This is a genomic window from Paenibacillus xerothermodurans, from assembly GCF_002220865.2.
GTDB lineage: Bacteria > Bacillota > Bacilli > Paenibacillales > NBRC-103111 > Paenibacillus_S > Paenibacillus_S xerothermodurans.
On record NZ_NHRJ02000002.1, the window covers coordinates 678,832 to 696,791 of the forward strand.

The 17,960-nt window shown below is 52.8% G+C and carries 15 protein-coding genes and 1 pseudogene; 8 read left to right on the forward strand and 8 right to left on the reverse strand.

Translation table 11 applies throughout. The features are described 5' to 3' along the window. Positions 1–37 precede the first annotated feature (37 nt). The 4 genes and pseudogenes from CBW46_RS06895 (at position 38) to CBW46_RS06910 (ending at position 5,128) form a co-directional block, all read left to right on the forward strand. Positions 38–265, forward strand: a complete 228-nt coding sequence (locus CBW46_RS06895; RefSeq protein ID WP_089199252.1) for a 3-dehydroquinate dehydratase — start codon at positions 38–40, stop codon at positions 263–265. Positions 266–377: 112 nt separating this feature from the next. Next, entirely contained in the window at positions 378–2,891 is a 2,514-nt protein-coding gene (gene hrpB / locus CBW46_RS06900) for an ATP-dependent helicase HrpB (RefSeq protein WP_089199253.1), read from the forward strand. A 579-nt stretch (positions 2,892–3,470) separates the two neighbouring features. Beyond that, positions 3,471–4,528: pseudogene (locus CBW46_RS06905) on the forward strand (DUF5068 domain-containing protein). A gap of 210 nt (positions 4,529–4,738) precedes the next feature. Next, entirely contained in the window at positions 4,739–5,128 is a 390-nt protein-coding gene (locus tag CBW46_RS06910; RefSeq protein ID WP_089199254.1) for a hypothetical protein, read from the forward strand. A 419-nt stretch (positions 5,129–5,547) separates the two neighbouring features. Here CBW46_RS06910 and CBW46_RS06915 read toward each other — a convergent pair whose 3' ends face one another. Both CBW46_RS06915 and CBW46_RS06920 read right to left on the reverse strand, forming a co-directional pair. Further along, positions 5,548–6,105: a fumarate hydratase gene (locus CBW46_RS06915; RefSeq protein ID WP_207802248.1), complete on the reverse strand. Its 558-nt coding sequence runs from the start codon at positions 6,103–6,105 to the stop codon at positions 5,548–5,550. A gap of 277 nt (positions 6,106–6,382) precedes the next feature. After that, entirely contained in the window at positions 6,383–6,967 is a 585-nt protein-coding gene (locus CBW46_RS06920) for a biotin transporter BioY (protein WP_089199255.1), read from the reverse strand. Positions 6,968–7,066: 99 nt separating this feature from the next. Here CBW46_RS06920 and CBW46_RS06925 point away from each other — a divergent pair, with 99 nt between their 5' ends. Together CBW46_RS06925 and CBW46_RS06930 are read left to right on the forward strand one after the other, a co-directional pair. Continuing rightward, positions 7,067–8,008, forward strand: coding sequence for an energy-coupling factor ABC transporter ATP-binding protein (locus tag CBW46_RS06925; RefSeq protein WP_165842212.1), 942 nt, complete (start codon positions 7,067–7,069; stop codon positions 8,006–8,008). Next, the gene (locus tag CBW46_RS06930) at positions 8,005–9,960 is read left to right on the forward strand and encodes an ATP-binding cassette domain-containing protein (protein WP_089199257.1); all 1,956 of its coding nucleotides are present in this window, start codon (positions 8,005–8,007) and stop codon (positions 9,958–9,960) included. The genes CBW46_RS06925 and CBW46_RS06930 overlap by 4 nt, the downstream gene beginning before the upstream one ends. A 123-nt stretch (positions 9,961–10,083) precedes the next feature. Here the strand turns inward: CBW46_RS06930 and CBW46_RS06935 are convergent, their stop codons facing one another. From CBW46_RS06935 to CBW46_RS06950, 4 genes are all read right to left on the reverse strand, one after another. After that, complete coding sequence (locus CBW46_RS06935) at positions 10,084–11,097, reverse strand: metallophosphoesterase (protein ID WP_207802249.1); 1,014 nt, start codon at positions 11,095–11,097, stop codon at positions 10,084–10,086. A 273-nt stretch (positions 11,098–11,370) separates the two neighbouring features. After that, the gene (locus CBW46_RS06940; protein WP_089199258.1) at positions 11,371–12,150 is read right to left on the reverse strand and encodes a winged helix-turn-helix transcriptional regulator; all 780 of its coding nucleotides are present in this window, start codon (positions 12,148–12,150) and stop codon (positions 11,371–11,373) included. Continuing rightward, positions 12,129–12,524 (reverse strand): Fur family transcriptional regulator, encoded by a 396-nt coding sequence (locus CBW46_RS06945; protein ID WP_089199259.1) that lies wholly within the window; start codon positions 12,522–12,524, stop codon positions 12,129–12,131. Before CBW46_RS06945 ends, CBW46_RS06940 begins: the two co-directional genes overlap by 22 nt. A gap of 558 nt (positions 12,525–13,082) precedes the next feature. Further along, on the reverse strand, positions 13,083–13,196 hold the full coding sequence (locus tag CBW46_RS06950) for a sporulation protein YjcZ (protein ID WP_089199260.1): 114 nt from the start codon (positions 13,194–13,196) through the stop codon (positions 13,083–13,085). Positions 13,197–13,577: 381 nt separating this feature from the next. On the opposite strand from CBW46_RS06950, the gene CBW46_RS06955 reads away from it, so the two are divergent. Next, positions 13,578–14,114 carry a C40 family peptidase gene (locus tag CBW46_RS06955; RefSeq protein ID WP_243633194.1) on the forward strand — a complete coding sequence of 179 codons (537 nt, stop codon included), beginning with the start codon at positions 13,578–13,580 and terminating at the stop codon, positions 14,112–14,114. 199 nt (positions 14,115–14,313) lie between these two features. Here the strand turns inward: CBW46_RS06955 and CBW46_RS06960 are convergent, their stop codons facing one another. Continuing rightward, on the reverse strand, positions 14,314–15,687 hold the full coding sequence (locus tag CBW46_RS06960) for a sodium-dependent transporter (RefSeq protein ID WP_089199261.1): 1,374 nt from the start codon (positions 15,685–15,687) through the stop codon (positions 14,314–14,316). A 319-nt stretch (positions 15,688–16,006) separates the two neighbouring features. On the opposite strand from CBW46_RS06960, the gene CBW46_RS06965 reads away from it, so the two are divergent. Beyond that, positions 16,007–17,488, forward strand: a complete 1,482-nt coding sequence (locus tag CBW46_RS06965) for a PASTA domain-containing protein (RefSeq protein WP_089199262.1) — start codon at positions 16,007–16,009, stop codon at positions 17,486–17,488. Positions 17,489–17,612: 124 nt separating this feature from the next. Here the strand turns inward: CBW46_RS06965 and CBW46_RS20985 are convergent, their stop codons facing one another. Next, complete coding sequence (locus CBW46_RS20985) at positions 17,613–17,801, reverse strand: hypothetical protein (RefSeq protein WP_133253937.1); 189 nt, start codon at positions 17,799–17,801, stop codon at positions 17,613–17,615. Between the last annotated feature and the right edge of the window lie 159 nt (positions 17,802–17,960).

The following is a 17,960-nucleotide window of genomic DNA, read 5'->3' on the forward strand; positions in this document are numbered from 1 at the left end:
CTATTTAACATATCCAATTATTAGGTGGGTGAAGAGAATGAAGTTGTTTATAACTGTTCACAACAAGACCGTACCTGTATATTCAGACGAAAAAAATAAAAAGAAATTGAATCTACTAACTTCAGCATTGGAAGCGAAGCTCGTAAAAGGAAGAAAAGCCATCAAGAAATGTCTGGCATCACTAATCAGCATCGAGATCGTCGGTTGTGAGGCGATTCTGCATTCTTATAACGAAAAAGATACGCTTGCCTTGTCTCTCTATTAAGAGAGATTTTTTTTTGCGTATTTTATGTCTTGCGCGATAAGCTACAATCATAGAATCGATTCGGAAATCGGGCGTAGATTACGATACAATTTATGTGCTATGGAGTGAGCCAATGAATAAATTACCAATAGAAGCCGTTTTACCGGACCTGCTCCGAGTGCTTCGCAGCTGGCCAAACGCAGTGCTTGTAGCCCCGCCGGGCGCGGGAAAAACAACACGGATTCCGCTCGCGCTGTTAGATGACTCCGTGTCGGCCGGGGGCCGCATTCTCATGCTTGAGCCGCGGCGGTTGGCTGCGCGTTCAGCAGCGCGCTTCATGGCCGCAGCGCTGGGCGAACAAGTCGGTGAAACCGTCGGTTACCGCGTCAGGATGGACAGCAGGGTCGGCCCGGCCACCAGGATCGAGGTGGTCACAGAAGGAGTGCTCACCCGAATGCTGCAGCACGATCCTTCGCTTGAGCAGGTCAGCGTGGTCATATTCGATGAATTTCACGAACGCAGCCTGCACGCGGATCTGGGGCTTGCGCTATGTCTGCAATCACAAGCACTGCTGCGGGACGACCTGCGTATCCTTGTCATGTCGGCGACGCTCGATGCGGAGCCAATAGCAGCGCTGATGGGCGATGCGCCGATCGTCCGAAGCGAGGGCCGCAGCTTCCCGGTAGACACCGTCTATCTAGACCGGCGCGTGGACGGGCCCATTGAGCATTCGGCAGCTCGCTGCGTTGAGGAAGCGCTGGCTGCAAATGCCAACGGCGACCTGTTGGTATTCCTGCCGGGGGCGCCGGAGATTCGACGGACTGAGCATCTTCTGCGTGCGATGCAGCTTGGAAGCGGCGTACGGATTGCACCCCTCCACGGCAGCCTTCCGCAAGCGTCGCAAGATGCGGCTATCGCGGCCAGCCCGGAAGGGGTGCGCAAGATCGTCCTCGCAACCTCCATCGCGGAGTCCAGCCTGACTGTGGAGGGCGTACGGATCGTGGTCGACAGCGGGTTGATGCGGGTGCCGCGGTTTTCACCGCGAACCGGCATGACCCGATTGGAGACAGTCGCGGTATCGCGCGCCTCGGCGGATCAGCGGCGCGGCCGTGCCGGCCGGCTCGCACCAGGCGTATGCTACCGGCTGTGGACCGCGCACGACGACCGGCGATTGGCCCCATCCGGCACGCCCGAGATGCTGGATGCGGACCTCGCGCCGCTTGCGCTTGAGCTCGCCGCCTGGGGCGCAGCCGATCCGGACGAGCTCGCGTGGCTGGACCCGCCGCCGGCGGCTGCCTATGCGCAGGCCCGCGAGCTGCTCGGCCGTCTCGGCGCGCTCGGTACGGATGGCGCAATTACCGCGGAAGGCCGGCGAATGGCTGACCTTGGCCTGCATCCACGGCTGGCGCACATGCTGCTGCAAGCCTGCGCGCTGAGCCCGGAGCTAGGAGCGCTGGCCTGCGAGCTGGCCGCGTTGTTAAACGAGCGGGACATCTTCCGCGTAGGTGCGGAGGCGGATCTTCGGCGGCGGTTAGAAGTGCTGCGGAGCATTGCAGGTGCGAAGTCAGGGGAGCACGCAGAGCCAGTGGGAGCACAGGTGGACATCAGCGTGTGCAGGCGAATTATCTCGCAGGCAGACCAATGGAAACACGCGCTCCATGTGCCGACGAATATGTCAAATGACGTCGACAAGTGCGGCCTACTGCTCGCCTTCGCCTACCCCGATCGGATCGGACAACGCCGGTCTGACGGGCGTTTTTTGCTGAGCGGCGGGCGGGGCGCCGTGCTGCCACGTCAGCAGCAGCTCAGCTTTGCACCATTTTTAGTGGCCGCCGAGTTGGACGATACGGGTACCGAGAGCCGTATTTATCTCGCCGCGCCTGTGGAGCGCGAGGAGCTCGAGCGCCACTTTGAGCGGCAAGTACAAACTCAGCGCATCATCTCTTGGGATCGCACGGCGCAGGCGGTCCGGGGACGCAGCCAGATCCATCTTGGCGCTCTGCTGCTGCAGGAAGTACCTCTCCCGGCGCCGGCTGCCGAAGAGACTCTCACGGCGCTTCTCGACGGGATCGCAGCGGAAGGACTGGCGCTGCTCCCGTGGAACAAGGCGGCACTGCAGTACCGGGAGCGGCTGCGTTTTATGCATCTGCATGACAGCCGCTGGCCGGATGTGTCCGATGAGGCTCTGTTTGCCTCCCTCGAAGATTGGCTCGGGCCTCATGCCTATGGCATGAAGAGCAGAAGCGATCTGCAGCGGCTGTCCATGGTCGAAGTACTGCAGTCGGCGCTCACATGGGAACAGCGCCGCACATTGGATGACCACGCTCCAACACACATTGTCGTCCCTAGCGGCTCGCGTATCCCGGTCGACTACATCGAGCCTGCCGCTCCGGCTCTCCACGTTCGGCTGCAGGAAATGTTCGGCCTGCAGGAAACTCCCAGAATTGCCGGAGGCAAGGTTGCGCTTACGCTGCATCTGCTCTCGCCAGCCCAACGTCCTGTACAGGTGACACGCGACTTGGCGAGTTTTTGGCGGAATACTTATTTTGAAGTGAAAAAAGATTTAAAAGGCCGTTATCCCAAGCACTACTGGCCTGAAGACCCGCTAACTGCCGCACCGACCAATCGTGCGCGGCCCCGCACTTAGAACTGCTTTGACCAATGCAGCTTCCTCTTCCGTTTGAGGACAGCTGCATTTTTTTCCAATAACCGTCCATTTCTGCAGGGACTTGCTCGCTCGGTCGCGTTCTGTTTCTGTCCTGTCTCCCCTCGTCAACCATTGTATCTCCTCGGTCCTGAGGCCGTCACATGCCACCGCCGGTGCTACGGCAAACTGGCAAGCACTCTGTGAATATTTACCTATAAAATCCAGAATTTTGGATGGAATCAGAAGAATACAGCTGTCAGAACTGGAAATTAGGCCCAATATTTCGTGCGCTGGAACCATTGTAATACAAAACCCTTTTTCTATAATAAGAACGACGTACATTAAAAAAAGGGATGGGGAAAAAAATTGAAGAAAAAGAAATTGTTCTGGCCTATCATGCTATCGGCGGCGCTGCTTCTTACTGCATGCGGTAAAGATCAGCCGGCTGCAGCCCCGCCAAGCGACAGCAGTCCTAAAACGAACACAGAAGAAGCCGCAGCGCCGAATACAGAGAAACCGGCCAGCCCAACACCTGAACCTGCGTCGGCGCAGGGACCGTCTGAGGGCGTGGGCGAGTTAATGAATCCAACCATCGCTGAAGAATCTGAAGGTGATGTTCAGGTGGTCTTCACGAACAAGGACCCGCAGTACAGCCATGATATGAACGGCTTCAAGGTGACCGTACATGAGTATCAGATCGTAAAGTGACCGGCATGAGCAAGTCCTTTGCGATTCCGTTTGACGATCAGACAGACGGCTATGTCGTAACCGCCAAGGTAACCCTGGATAACGCCACCGGCAAGCCTATGTACTACACGAACAATTATCGGATCCAATTAAGCAATGCCACGGATTACATCCCTTCGGACAGCAACAAAACGTTCGTGAAAAAAGAAGATCAAGTCAAATCCAAACAGGAAACTGAAGCGTCCAAGTATTCGGCAGAAGAGAAAGTTACGGGCCTCGTCACATTCACATTGACCAACCAGGAATTCGATGCTTTAAAATCGGTGAAGCCCAAATTTATCATCGAAGGCGGCGCTGCCGATAACAAAGAATTTAAAGGAACGTTCAGAGGCAATGCTTCCTTTGATTTCATATACAGTGCCGAGCAGCAGCAGCAGGTCGCCAGTCAGCCGCAATTTTACCCGGACCGGCTCACCGTCGATAACTTGGCCGATAAAAAAATGATTTTTGACAAAACCGGCATCAATGAAACGAAACAGCTGGGCGACGTGAAAGTGACGTTGGACGGCGTTCAGTACACTGAAATCATACCGACCGAGGCAAACAAAGAGCGGTATCGCAACTTTGGGGACAGCGGAATTGTGGCGTTGACGGTCAAGCTGAAGCTCGACAACCAGTCATCACAGGATATCAGTATATACAATATCGGTTCCAAGCTGCGTATCGATGAAAACCGTGGCACCGTACTATCTGAAGGAATGGCTGAGCCACGCGAACCGCAAGACATAAAAGCCGGCGCACAAGGCGAGAAATATCACGTGTTTATGTTCCGAAAAGATGAGTTCGAAATATTCAAAAAGTTCGATTTGGAATTCGGGCCGTTCTATGGTGCCGACGGCAAAGGATTGTTCAAAGATGAGACAGTTACGTTCGCTCTGCCAAGATCGTAACGTATCCGCTATTTACAGCTGCGCGAGATGCTTATAATAGACCTACGGACCGCTGCCCTATATGGGGCATCGCATCGGTTTTCTGTTTGTTAGCGGATCCAGCGTACATGCTACGAATGTTTTTGACTGCGATGCCGGCATACATCTGAGGTTCATCCCATTTGAGGGCGGTTAATATTTACTAATCTGTTCATTTGGGAGGACGATGATATGCCTAAAACGCTGTACTACGTTTCCGTCGCCAACGGCTTGATTCAAGATGAGACCACCATGAACGATGCTTTACAGGACGATTATGAATTCCGAATCCGGGCGAACGACGAGGAAATCCGCGAGCTCCGCGAGCTGATGCAAAAAGTGCTGGATGACGAAGAGAACACACACATTCGCGCACCGATTCCTTATAAGTCAGCAGAGCACGACAAAGCGACGGAAGACTTCAACAGTGACATGCTGAACATGTATAACATGATCTATCAGCTGGGTGACGATAAGGCCAAGCGGCACATTGAACAGACGGGGATTCTCGGACGGTTATTAAACCCCGATTATCATGATGCCGGCTATGGTACCAGAAAAGACAACGGCACGGTAATCTAACCAGGCAGAGGCCGTAACCTGCGACTTCTCACGGATAGCGACATGAACTAGCCCGGCGCCTATGTCCCGATACATGCTAACTCCGTTACTCTGCTACCGACATCATCCTAACTGCGATCCACCAGCGTGCCAACCACGGCACCTCCAGTTAGGCAAATCTGGGCCGCATCGATCCAAAGTAAAACAACAACCTCCGAGCGCAATTGGTGAATCCATTCAAGTGAATCCAGTCAATGCGCCCGGAGGTTTCGCTGTGCTCCACGGCTGTTGCTTAGGCAGAATTACGATAAGGCCAGTCCAGGCTCAGACTCTTCTATATTTGGCGATTTCCTGCTCATACAAGACCTTCTCTCGTGTTAAAGGGGTTTGCAAACTTACTTTGGCCATGGCCCTGACACCTCCCTTTCAAGTGTGAACTGTCAAATCACCTTACATGTTTTGCGCGCTGCATGACATTGAATGTTGACCGCGACAGGAAGAGCTGTGATATGACAGCCGTATGTTTCAACCGCGACCCATATCGCCGTATTAGTTCCTCCCAGGCCTTGCGGGCCGATGCCTACGCCGACGACAAGCGGTGGACAGGCTCTCCCGCCGGCAGCGATAATCGTATCGAGCACGAATTTTTTCACTCCGGCGACGCCTTCTCCCGGCAGCAAAAATTTCATAGCGCTCATGTTCTCGCTGCCGCCGCCTTTTGGCAGTACTGTGAGCTTCATTTGCTCGCCCGGCACTATTCTCGTGTGAATCACACCCGGCGTGTTATCGTTTGTATTTTTACGCAGCAGGGGGTCCGACACAATCGAATTGCGGAGATACCCTTCCTTGTAGCCTTTCCGGATGCTTTCATGTATGGCGCTGGTGAAATCGCCTCCCTGAATATGTACATCTTGTCCGACATCGGCGTACACCACAGTCAGCCCGGCATCGTGGCAATAAGGCCTGTCCTCCTCAGCGGCTAATTGAGCATTTTTCAATCAGCTGCTCCAGAATATTTTTGCCCGCTTCCATCCCTTCACCCGGAATAATATCATTAGCACTTTGTATGCGCATACACAAAGGGAGATCTGATGGCATTCCCGAGGCTAATTCTTTTCTATCATACCACCCTGGCCTGCTGAACAGATTCACCTCAAATGATAAAAATTTTCTGTCATTGCACAAGATATCGTTTTTCACCCATGGGTATGGGTATCTGATCAAGGTGAGATAAAAAAAAGGATGCCGGCTATCCGGAATCCTTGTACAAAATCATTATGCTGATCTGGTCGCGCCGGCGCCGACAATGCGTGCCATTGGAAAAACCTGACGTATCGGCAAGACGATTAACGCACCAAGCACAGCCTTCGCCGCGTCACCCGGAAGAAAAGGGTAACAGCCCTGTACCATTGCCTTTTGCATGGAATAACCTGCTACATGTGCCAGCCACGGAACTGCCGTTATGTACAGGAGCAGGGAACCAAACAGTTCCATCGCAACGAACATGGCAACAAAAGCGGCCGTGCCCCGACCCTTGATCCGCTTGGCGGCCAGCCCGATCAGCAGCGCAGCGAACGGATAAGCCCACAGAAAGCCTCCGGTTGGCCCCAAAATCAAGTCAATTCCCCCGCTGCCATGGATGAGAGGAATCCCGAGTGCCGTCAGCACTATCACCAGAGCCATGCTGAAGAAGCCGTACAATGGACCCAGTATGGCTCCGGCAAGCATAACTACAAAGTTTTGCATCGAAATCGGCACCGGTGAAATGCCAAGATTGATGTTGAAATAGCTCGACGCGGCGAGCAGCGCAGCGAATAGCGCACTGAACACAACGCCGCGCAGATGAAGATCGATTTTCATTGCAAATTCTCCTTTTATTTGTTAACCTATTATTGCCAACCAAGGTTGACAATTGCTATTCTAGCACAAACAATAGGCATAGAAAAGAGTATGATTGCAGTGAATTTTCATCCTCAAACATTGATAGAGTTAGAACATGTCTCATTCGCTTACCCATCCGGCGGGGGCGATACAGATGTTGTGACCGATATTAATCTCTCAATACAGCGCGGTGAATGGGTTACTATAGTGGGCTCGAACGGAAGCGGTAAAAGCACGCTGGCCAAATTAATCGCCAAGCTGTTCACTGCCACTCGCGGCGCCGTCAGTTATCATATGCAGGAGCGGCCGCCTATCCAGCTGATTTTTCAAAACCCGGATGCACAAATCATCGGTGAAACTGTCTATGAGGATCTCTGCTTCGGCATGGAAAATTACGGGATTTCGAGGGAAATAATGAGAGAAAGAGCATTAGAAGCTTTGTCCAAAGTGGGATTAGCAGCTCACGCGGACGCCCCGGTCTCCCAGCTGTCGGGCGGACAAAAGCAGCTGCTTTGCATCGCCGCCTGTCTTGTACTCCAACCGGCGGTAGTTCTCTTTGACGAGGCCACTTCGATGTTGGACCCTCTAGCACGCACCAAGATCGCCGCGGTGGCTCAGCAGCTGCATCGTGAAGGAAAAACGGTCATCTGGATCACCCAGTGGCTCGATGAGCTGGCGTATGCCGATCGTGTCGTCGCCCTACATAACGGCGGAATTGTGTTTGACGGGTCGACAAAGGAGTTCTTCTACGGAAGTATTAGCGACAGTGATTGGGCTGAACGGACAGATAGATCGTATGCGGGCGGCCTAGACATAGCCGCTGCCGAGACATCATCGCCCAATGATTCAACAGAATTTCATCATCTTCCAAGGGATGGGTGGTCGAGCTGCTGTGAGCGCCTTGGTTTTGTTCCGCCCTATTCGGTGCAGACCGCGCGTGCTCTGCTCCAACAAGGCTTTCAGCTCGATCCGCTGCCGGTGTCCACGACCCAGCTGGGACAGGCGGTGAGAGCGTTATGACGCTCACTGTCAGCCAGTTAACCGTATACCCCGCGAACCGGTCAGACGTTCCTATTTTATCTGACATCAGCATTGTCTGTGCCCCCGGAACTCTTACGCTGGTGGTGGGCCAAACGGGCTCAGGCAAGTCGACGCTGCTGCATTCGATAGCCGGTCTCATCCCACTTCATTCCGGCACCGTTCAATACGGGAGTGAAAGTTTGTGGAAGGGCAAGCACGTCAACGATGCGGTAAAATTTAAATCCGGCCTGCTGTTTCAATATCCTGAACGACAGTTGTTCGCCGAGAGCATCCGTAAGGAGTTTGCCTACTCTCTGCGGCCGCTGCGCTTGACGAAGCAGGAGCAGCAGGCACGCATTCGCGAGGTCATGCATGAAATGCGTCTGCCTGAACGGCTGCTTGACTCTTCGTTTTTCGCTTTGTCAGACGGACAAAAGCGGAAAGTTGCAACCGCCACAACCCTTGCCGTGAAACCGGACTGGCTGCTGCTGGATGAACCTACGGCGGGGATTGATCCACGCAGCATCCCTCTGCTGCTTACGATGCTCGAGTCCCGCAAAGGCGGCAGTGACGGGGGCGTGATCGTGGTGAGTCACGATCTTGACACGTTTCTCCCGATAGCGGACCGGGTGCTCGTGCTGGCGAAAGGGAAACTCGCCGCAGATGTATCACCGGAGCAGCTGTGTGCCAATCCGGACATACTGCTTCAGGCGAACGTTGGCCTGCCGTCTGCGGTAAAGTTAGCGCAAGAGCTTCGGGAGCATGAGGTGTTTCTCCAGTCTGCGTGTGTGTCTCCGCAAGCCGCGGCTGATGAGATCATCAGGCAAATTCAAGCATCGACGATGACCGTAGGCATCGCGACTGCCACAGCCGACGTGTCTGCCGGCAATACAGCTCACTTAGCTAAGACGTCAGCCGTCACTGTCACGGCTGCCAGCGCTGCTCACTGCGCCCACTATGCAGCGTCCGGTGGCGCGGCTTCCACTACAGCTCACACTGCCACGTGTACACCTCTCGATGGCACTGGCGCCGGCGCTGCTGCCTCCGCCGGGACTGCAACCGCCGCTGGCACGGCGAACGCAGTCGATACGGGTACAGCCCGCGAGATTGGCGCTGCGAGATCTGTGCCGGACGGCGAGGCCCCGGCATTGCCACAATCCGCCGGCACAACACTTGCCAACGCAGCGGGCAGCAGCGCACAACGGCTGCATCCGATCACCAAATGGCTTCTATACATGATGCTTTCGGCAGGCATTTTGCTGCAGCACTCTTGGGCTGGTGTCGGCGCTGCTGCAGTTATTACCTTGGTGTGCCTTATACTGTCACGAGAGTCCGTCCATACCATTCTGAAGCCAGGCAAGCCGCTCTTGATCTTTATTGCCATATCGGCCTGCATCTCCGGGGTCACGCTGAGCTTTCAGCCGGACTCGTTGATTCCGAGGGCGTTTGAGTTTTCACTCGTGGCGGCGGCACAAACGGTGCAAAAACTATCCGAAATCCTTCTTATTATGATACTTGGCGTTTTGTTCGCAGCGACCACCGGGCCACAAGTGATGCAGCGCGGCTTGGAGCAAGCTTTCTCTGTACTGGAGAGGTTTAAGCTGCCGGTATCCATCTTCACATTCGCCACTGCTCTGCTGCTAAAATTCATCCCGATGTTCTTCCACGAGATGGAAAAAATGTCTCTAATCACAAGAGCAAGGGGGAAATCTTACGTCAAGGCAGGTTCCATTCGGATGCGAGATATGCCGGTATTTATGATTCCGCTCATCCTTTCGATGATGAAGCATGCGGAAGATCTGGCCTTTGCTCTGGAAGCCCGAGGCTATAAACTGAAACGTCTCATTGGCGATTCCAGCGGAAAAATAGTGCTTCAACCATTGGACAAATATTGTCTCGCAGTGGGGACCGCGCTGCTTGGCGCTCTGATAGCTATAGGCTCGGTGGCATAAGGCTGTGCCTAAAGTGAGGAAGCATTGTATGCAGCCCCTGTGGCCGCCATCTAAAGATGCTGCGTAAGCATAACAACAAAAAACCCAACGATTGTCGGGTTAAAATTGCTTTTGATTTTGCTGTTAGTGGTTATCTTTGCCCGGCTGCCGGGCCGCAGCGTTTTCGCTCCCATCTGCGTGGTCATTCATCTCTATTTTGTCATTGCGAAGCTCGAGCACACGATCCGGCTCCCGGCCATAGCCGTCGATCTCCAGCCGGTCAGGGAACACACGGACGATAGAGTACGCATTGGTGTTCTTCGTCTCCACCATGCCCTGGAAGTTTACATAGTGAATTCCGTTCTTCCGTTCATAATTTCCCTCATGATTGTGTCCGTTGAAGTACGCAACAACGTTGGGGGAGGACTCCAACAGCTGACGTACTGCTTCATCATTCCACACATTGTGCATGTTTTTAGGGTAGATCGGCATATGACCGATTACCACCACTTTCTCTCCTGCCTGTGCCGACCGTTGAAGTACCCCGCGCAACCAGTCCATCTGCTCCGAACCCAAGCCGCCATTCCAAGTTTCCGCGTTAGGTGCACCGGCCCATTTTAAGACATCATACACGTCTTGAGCCCGCTTGTGTTTGGTCGTGCCTTCCGCGTTGGCATAAGTGCTTATATCGTTCGTGTCCAGCACGACAAAGCGCCAACCGTCACGGCTGAAATCATAGTACTGCTTCGTCATGCCAAGCAGGCCGACCACCTTATCGCTCGCGACGGGAAAGTCATGGTTGCCAAGCACATGATACTTCGGTCCGTTAATCTGGTTGTACATAGGCACAATTTTTTCAAAGCTCGCTGCATCCCGGTCGATGATGTCACCTAACTGGATGGTAAACGCGAGATCATGCTTGTTGAACAATTTTGCCGCTTCCGCCAGTTTACCTGGGGACTCTCGGTAAAATCGCGTGTTATTTGTGTCGCAATCGCAGTATTGCACATCCGCAATTAATCCGAACTGAAAGCTTGGATTTTTCTCCCGTTTCGCAGATATCGGCGTGTGACCAGCCATGAAGACGAGTACGGCCAAGAGCAATGTGACACTGGCAACAATGATAGATTTCTTCAACGCTGTCCCTGCATTTGTCATGGGAACCCCCTCTTTTTTGCCGCCGTCCTAGCACGTCGATGTGTGCCAGCATGCGGCGCGGATCGGTGTGTTTTCATCATGACAATGATAGCGTGGACATGTTTACGCGAAGTTAACTCCATGCAAAGAATTTGTTAAGCCGAGAGAGGGAGCAGGCTCACCGGTCCGGCTGACGGGTTAACACTGCCCATCTGCGTGGTTCGGCCACACAAACAAAGAAGTCCGCAGCACTGCATGCTATAATGCAACCGGCTGCGGACTTGTTTTCATGCGTCAATCTGCGATGCGGTACCCGACACCCCGTATGGTTTCGATGTATTTCGGTACTTTGGGATTGTCCTTCAGCTTATGCCTCAGGCTTTTCACATGAACATCGACGGTGTTGCTGCCTCCGAAGTAATGCTCACCCCATACACGATCCATCAACTCCTGACGGCTTAACACACTGCCTCCGGCATCCAACAACGCTTTGAGGAGATCGAACTCCGTCTTGGTCACCTCAATGCGCGAATCGCCTACATACACAGAGACTCGCTTGTAATCCACCAGCATATCTTTCAAGTACACTTGATCCGCCCTTTGCTCAGCCGGACGGCTGCTGTGCAGCAGCAAGGACCGTATGCGTTCGAGTACCTCGTCCACTCCGTCCTCCGTCCAAGACCAGTCGGCATGGTGCATCAGCGGACTGAACGGCGCCGGGGACTGCTCGTCCCGGGAATTAACGAGCCGCAGCACCGGGGTGTGGTTCAGCAGCGGCCGGTTGGTCGCTCCGGGCGTCACGAGTGATTCCTGGGTGAGATCTATGATTATCAAATCCACATCAAGCTTGGCTAACGCTTCCTCATCCAGATAGTGGAACACCATAACGTCATAGCACTTGGCGGTGAGCTGACCCACGAGCTCCCGAAGTGAGTAAGGATACGGACTAATGACGACGATTCGATTGGTGCTCGCACAGTACATCCCCGCCGCTTGGTCGTTTGCGGGAGCGATCGGCCTAAACGGCGTTACTCTGGAGCCGCGAAGCCCATTCATTGCGTTTTCCCTTTGCATGTGGGGCACACTCCCTTCAACAGCACGCGCTCATGTTCAACGTCATAGCCGACTTCCTTGGCTACTGCTTCCAGCCAATCCTCGGGAATTTTCGTGAACACTTCGTCCACCCTGCCGCAGCGCCTGCATACAATATGCTGATGCTCCTCCGTACATGCATCATAGCGGCTGGCGTCCCCATCCAATTTGAGCTCGGTGATCAAACCCTCCTCCGTTAAATAGCGAAGTGAATTGTACACCGTTGCGTAAGCAAAACTGTAGTCCCGCTGCCGGAGCCGTTCCATAATGTCTGCAGCCGTCGGGTGATCCTCACTCTCCTGCAAAATATCATAAATCGCTTTGCGTTGTATGGTTAACTGCCCTTTTCTGCTCATGGAATAGACCTCCGGTAATCATAGTTCATTTATATAAATTCTAAACTTAGATTCAGTTCAAGTCAATGCTATTGGCGAATTTCGTTCTAAATTCCCCATTGATGATAGACTCCCCCATTTTCCCATAGAAATATAACCGTCTAACAGCTCTGCTTTCGCTTGTGGTAAAACGATCAGTGTTTATGTCTGGGACAGAGACACTGCCGCGCAGGACCAAATTATTTCTTTGACAGCGATTAGCGACAGCTTGTAGGCGTTCTTTTTTGCTAGATCGCGCGTGTTAACGCAAGTGAAACAATATTTGAATGACCCAACGGCCTGATTTCCGTACTATTAATCTACTCCGTTCCGAACGGGATGAAAGACGTGCTGCGAAGCATCTTCACGGCGGTACTTGGTTTCCTTACAGACACCAAACAGCGTGAGCTATGGGGGGCCATGTGACCCCCAAGCTCACGCCTTTGACACTTAAACCTTTGGAAAACGAGGCATCTCTACATGCTCCTCGTTTAGACAAGCGCCCAGTGTTCCGTATAGGATTGGATGTCTCTGGCAAGATTAGATGACCCAAGATTTGGCAATGATCACCAAAAGAATGTAGAGGACCAAAATCACACCGACGGAAGTGAACAGACCGCCGTAAGCACCAGCTGCACCTGCACCATAGCCCATGTCTCCGCAACTCCCTTCTATAACTTTTTTTAATACGTTATATCGTATGATCTGAGATTCAAAAAAGTTTGGATAGTGTTGCTAAGCCATATGCAACATTTTGTGCAGTTTCTCTTGGCACATAGGGGATTCTGACGCCGCCTCCGAAAAACACAGACCCCACTAGAAGCTATGAAAGATTGATATAGAATCTTTGCCTTGAGATAACCGTTGTGTCCGCATTCAAAAAACGGATGATGTTCCATCTCTCTTATGGTCGCTCCGCCTAAGGAACGCCGACACCTACAGTCACATCTTTTCGTACGCTGCATTGTTAAGGTCTGCGAGCACTATGAGGCTCGGCCGCAGGGGAAACGCTCAGATTGAAAAGGAGATGTTAAATTGAGCATCCGCCGATCTAAAGTGCAGCTCACTGTATTGCAAGAACCGATGCCTGCAGGCACCAAACTCATCATTCCGACAATTAGTGTCCCACCGGTACCAGGCAGAGCCAGTAAACCCGGAAAAGTAGTGAAAATCAAACAGCACCGCGAGCTGGCGCGCATCATTATCTCTGTTGGCGTACGGCTGCGCGGAACCCCGTACCGGTTGGGCGCCGGACCGTATCCGCGCAGCCGCGCATTTGATTGTTCGTCGTTCGTAAGATATGTATTCGGGCGCTGTGGCATAGCCCTGCCAAGATCAAGCCGACAGCAGGCTGCCATGGGACGGTTTGTCAGGCAGTCGGCCGTGCAGCCCGGAGACCTCGTCTTCTTTCGAAGAGACGGCTGCTCAGGCAATGGTATTGGCCATGCTGGGGTGGATATTGGCAAAGGGTACATGCTCCACACCTACGCTTCACCGGCCGGGGTCACGATTACACGTTGGCGAAGCCCGTACTGGCTAAGAAGATATGTCACCGCACGGAGAATATTGTGAGTAACGATGGCTGCGAACGTGAACAAAAGTATGATAGTGGGATTAACCTGCCGGTCTCTTTCATCTTGACCAACGCGAACGTTCGCTGTTGCAAGCCAGCCAGGTAGTAGCTGACATACAGCTCAATGCCATATCAATCCAAATAAAAAAACGCCGATGCACAGACCTAGATCTGCACAATGGCGTTTCGGACAAGTACCTATTCGAACTTAATTAAGCCAACGGAATATAAAAAGACCAGAATGATCAGGATTGGCGCGACAACTCTAAGCAGGAACATCCAGGTTTTGTACCAAGGTCCGGACAGCCCGGCCTCTTCTCCCGCCCGCTTCCACGCATATCCCGTAAATAAAGTGACGAGCAATCCGCCAAGCGGCATCATAATGTAGGAGGTGACGAACTCCACAAAATCAAAGATGGTTTTATCTTTGGTGATCTCAATGTGGCTAAGAACTCCGCCGACGGACAAAGCCGAAGGCACCCCGATAACGAAGCACAGCGCGGTGATCACAACCGCAGCCTTAGTGCGACTCCAACGCCATTTGTCCATAGCGTACGCCATCGGCACTTCCATAATGGAGATAGCGGAAGTCAAGGCGGCGATCGACAGCAGCAGGAAGAATAGACCGCCGAAGAAGGCACCAAACGGCATTTGGGAGAACGCTGCTGGCAACGCCATAAATGCCAGGCCTACGCCTTCGCCGGGCGCCAGTCCATAAGAGAACACGGTCGGGAAAATGACCAATCCAGCGATGAACGCGTATACCAAATCTCCAAAGCCAACCGCCAATGTCGCAGCGCCCAATGACTGCTGCTTCTCTACGTAAGAGCCGTACGTAATCATGCAGCCCATGCCAAGAGATAGCGAGAAAAATGCATGTCCTAGTGCGATTAGCACCGATTCTGGAGTCAGCAGTGAAAAATCAGGCTTCAAGAAAAACTCTACGCCCTTGCCTGCGCCCGGCAGCGTCAACGAACGTACCATTAGTACCAAAAGAATGATTAAAAACCCGGGAATCAAAATTTTATTTAACTTTTCAATCCCCCCTGACACCCCACGAGCAAGTACCCACCCGCTGAGCACCATGACAACAGCCTGCCAAAACACAGGCATGTAGCCGCCGGCAAACGCCTTGAATTTGTTGCTGTAGTCGGCCCCTTCTTGGAACAGCGCACCCGTGAACGATTCCAGAGTGTAATGCAGCGTCCAACCGGCAACCACGGCGTAATAAGACATGATCAAAAATGCGGTGCCAACTGTTAAAAATCCAAGCCAACCCCAATACTTTTTGCCGGTCAGGTTGATAAGCGATGTGGCGGCGTTAGCTCTGCCTCCACGTCCTATTGTCATTTCCGCCAACAAAATTGGCAATCCTACGACAATAAGACATATAATGAACAATAGAAAAAAAGCGGCTCCACCATTTTGCCCTGTAATGTATGGGAATTTCCACATGTTGCCTAAACCTACGGAGCTGCCGATGGCAGCCAGAATAAATCCGGCTCGTGTGAAACGTTCAGCCGTCCCTTTCTGCTGGCCTGCGGCCAATTGAGTATCCTCTCCAATCTGCATGTTACCTACCAACCTTCTTTATAGATTCAAGTTACTACGTTACGGTAAAAGCGCTGCAATGTCATGTGGTAAATTATAACATGTTCTTAACCTGAATAGACGATGTGTGCTAAAATAATTTTCAGAGAATTCACAGTTGCAATGGGAGATTCTGCTTGAGCAATGGGAGATTCTGTTTGCTTTTAGGAGATTTTGGAATAATTACTGGTTTTTTCGGCGTATTTCGCCATAATCCGCGAATTTTTGAATCATTTTTGCCTAAAACGGGTAATCATTCCCGAACATTCTAGGGATAAGATCAATATTGGGGTGAACAAAGATGAAGTCAATCTCAAACCGATATGTTCTCGCAGAATCCATCGCTCGGCTGAACGGCGGCGTGCTGCACAAAGCGCAGGACCTGTCATTGGAGCGCACCGTTTTAATATACATGCTTCCTTACAGGGGAGAGCTAACACGAAAAAATTACCTGGTGGGATTGGGAAATGCGGTTGAAAAATCGGCTCAGGCAAAATTCATGCAGGTGTTGGATGCCGTGTTTGACGATACACATATCTATGTGATTTTGAAACATCAAGGCGGCCAATCTCTGAAGCATGTGATTGAGAGAAACTCGTTCGATTTTAAGGACGCCTCATCGATTATCGCAGATTTTGGTGAAACTTTGTCGGAGGCCAACGAGGAGCGGCCGATTGATTTTAGTCTCTCGGCGGAGAACCTGTGGCTTGGGGACGATCGGAGAGTATGTGTTATCAATTGGTGGGATAAAGTGGGCGGTAACCGGCGCTTGGCGAAACCGCTGAGCATTCTGTTGTACCAATTGCTGACTCACAACGAAAAAGCACCTTCCGATATACAAGTATTCGAGAGTCAACTGCAGCGTGTTGCAAGAGATCTTGACCCCGCTCAGCGTGCGACGGCAGTCAACGTTCTTAGCAATGCTTACAAAGAGCGCCTGCCGGTGGTGTCTTTCATCCAGTGTCTGAAAGATCTGCGCAGCGGCTTGCCGCTCGAAGCGGATATGGATGCGGTGCCGGCTGCGCAAGGGACGGCAGCGGCGGCCCCGATGGCGAGCAGACCTGCAGAACCCGGCACGGATAGACGCGCAGGGACATCGACTCGTAGAGCTGCCGAGCTGGCTATGCGCAGAGCTACGCCACCGGTCACAAGCAAAGCCGCGGAGCCGACTGCGTCGCAGACGTATGAAACCAGCGATGATGACGGCGCTGAGCCGACACCTGCTAAAAAAATCGTGGGGCGAGTGTTCGCGACCGCGTCCCTCGGACTGTTGAGTTTAGCCGTGTTTGTTGCTGTCTTCGCGATGCTGGTCAATTTCAGCGGCAATGACGACGACCCGCAGTCGTCCGCGATTGCTTCGAACTCAAAGCCTGCTCCGGATGCTGATCAGAAGCCAACACAACCATCGCAGTCAGCGCAGCCCGCTGAGCCGGCTCAACCCGACGATGGCACAGAGCAGGCTGAACCTGACCGGCCTATGGATCCTGCTCAGCCGCCCGAGACAGACGCCGAAAACAGCCCGCCTCAGGAGGCACCGCTGGAAAATCAGGAAGATAGCGCAGCACCCGACACGGAAAATGGGGTTTCGGTACCGACTTTAACCGGTTTATCCAAGGAAGCCGCTGAGCAACAAGCCCTGTCATCCGGCTTGAAATATACATTTTATCTGGAAGAGAACCCAGAGGCACAAGGCACGGTGTTTAGACAGGATCCGCTGCCAAATTCCCCCGCTGCCAAGGGCGATCACGTCACTTTTTGGGTGAGCAAAGGCACCAAATCTTAAAAGGTCTATGTAAAACAGGCTGTCAAGACAGCCTGTTGAGCTTATCAAGAAAGTGAGTATTCGGTACTTTCTGGACACTGTGAGCAGGCTGCTAAGTCAGCCTGCTTGGCGTGGTCCATCATCTTCATTTCAACGTGAACGACCGAGCTGCACGCACGATCAACCCGCCGGCAAATACAATCATGGCAACGGCTCCAACTACGTCCAGTACAGGGTTCAGAGCGGATAGTATGCCTGGAGTAGGTGCTTGTACCAACGCAAAGCCGCCGAAAACGCCGCCGATATAAAGCACAGATTTATCTATGAGTTCCACCTCCCTAGCGTTTCATGAAATCATAGTATGAGTAATAGAATTAGGAGGTGCTAGGCGTGCGCTGTGCTGCAGACCCACCTCCCTTCCACTAAATCAAATCGCGTAAATCATATCGCGCCAGACGGCTAGATTTTACGAATGACCGACCGTGATAGAAAG

Bases quoted from the DNA above. Each gene is read 5' to 3' on its own strand.
- CBW46_RS06965 (WP_089199262.1), top strand. From the start codon at position 16,007: ATGAAGTCAATCTCAAACCGATATGTTCTCGCAGAATCCATCGCTCGG.
- hrpB (WP_089199253.1), top strand. From the start codon at position 378: ATGAATAAATTACCAATAGAAGCCGTTTTACCGGACCTGCTCCGAGTG.
- CBW46_RS06930 (WP_089199257.1), top strand. From the start codon at position 8,005: ATGACGCTCACTGTCAGCCAGTTAACCGTATACCCCGCGAACCGGTCA.
- CBW46_RS06940 (WP_089199258.1), bottom strand. From the start codon at position 12,150: ATGCAAAGGGAAAACGCAATGAATGGGCTTCGCGGCTCCAGAGTAACG.
- CBW46_RS06950 (WP_089199260.1), bottom strand. From the start codon at position 13,196: ATGGGCTATGGTGCAGGTGCAGCTGGTGCTTACGGCGGTCTGTTCACT.
- CBW46_RS06960 (WP_089199261.1), bottom strand. From the start codon at position 15,687: ATGCAGATTGGAGAGGATACTCAATTGGCCGCAGGCCAGCAGAAAGGG.
- CBW46_RS06920 (WP_089199255.1), bottom strand. From the start codon at position 6,967: ATGAAAATCGATCTTCATCTGCGCGGCGTTGTGTTCAGTGCGCTATTC.
- CBW46_RS06910 (WP_089199254.1), top strand. From the start codon at position 4,739: ATGCCTAAAACGCTGTACTACGTTTCCGTCGCCAACGGCTTGATTCAA.
- CBW46_RS06935 (WP_207802249.1), bottom strand. From the start codon at position 11,097: ATGACAAATGCAGGGACAGCGTTGAAGAAATCTATCATTGTTGCCAGT.
- CBW46_RS06945 (WP_089199259.1), bottom strand. From the start codon at position 12,524: ATGAGCAGAAAAGGGCAGTTAACCATACAACGCAAAGCGATTTATGAT.
- CBW46_RS06895 (WP_089199252.1), top strand. From the start codon at position 38: ATGAAGTTGTTTATAACTGTTCACAACAAGACCGTACCTGTATATTCA.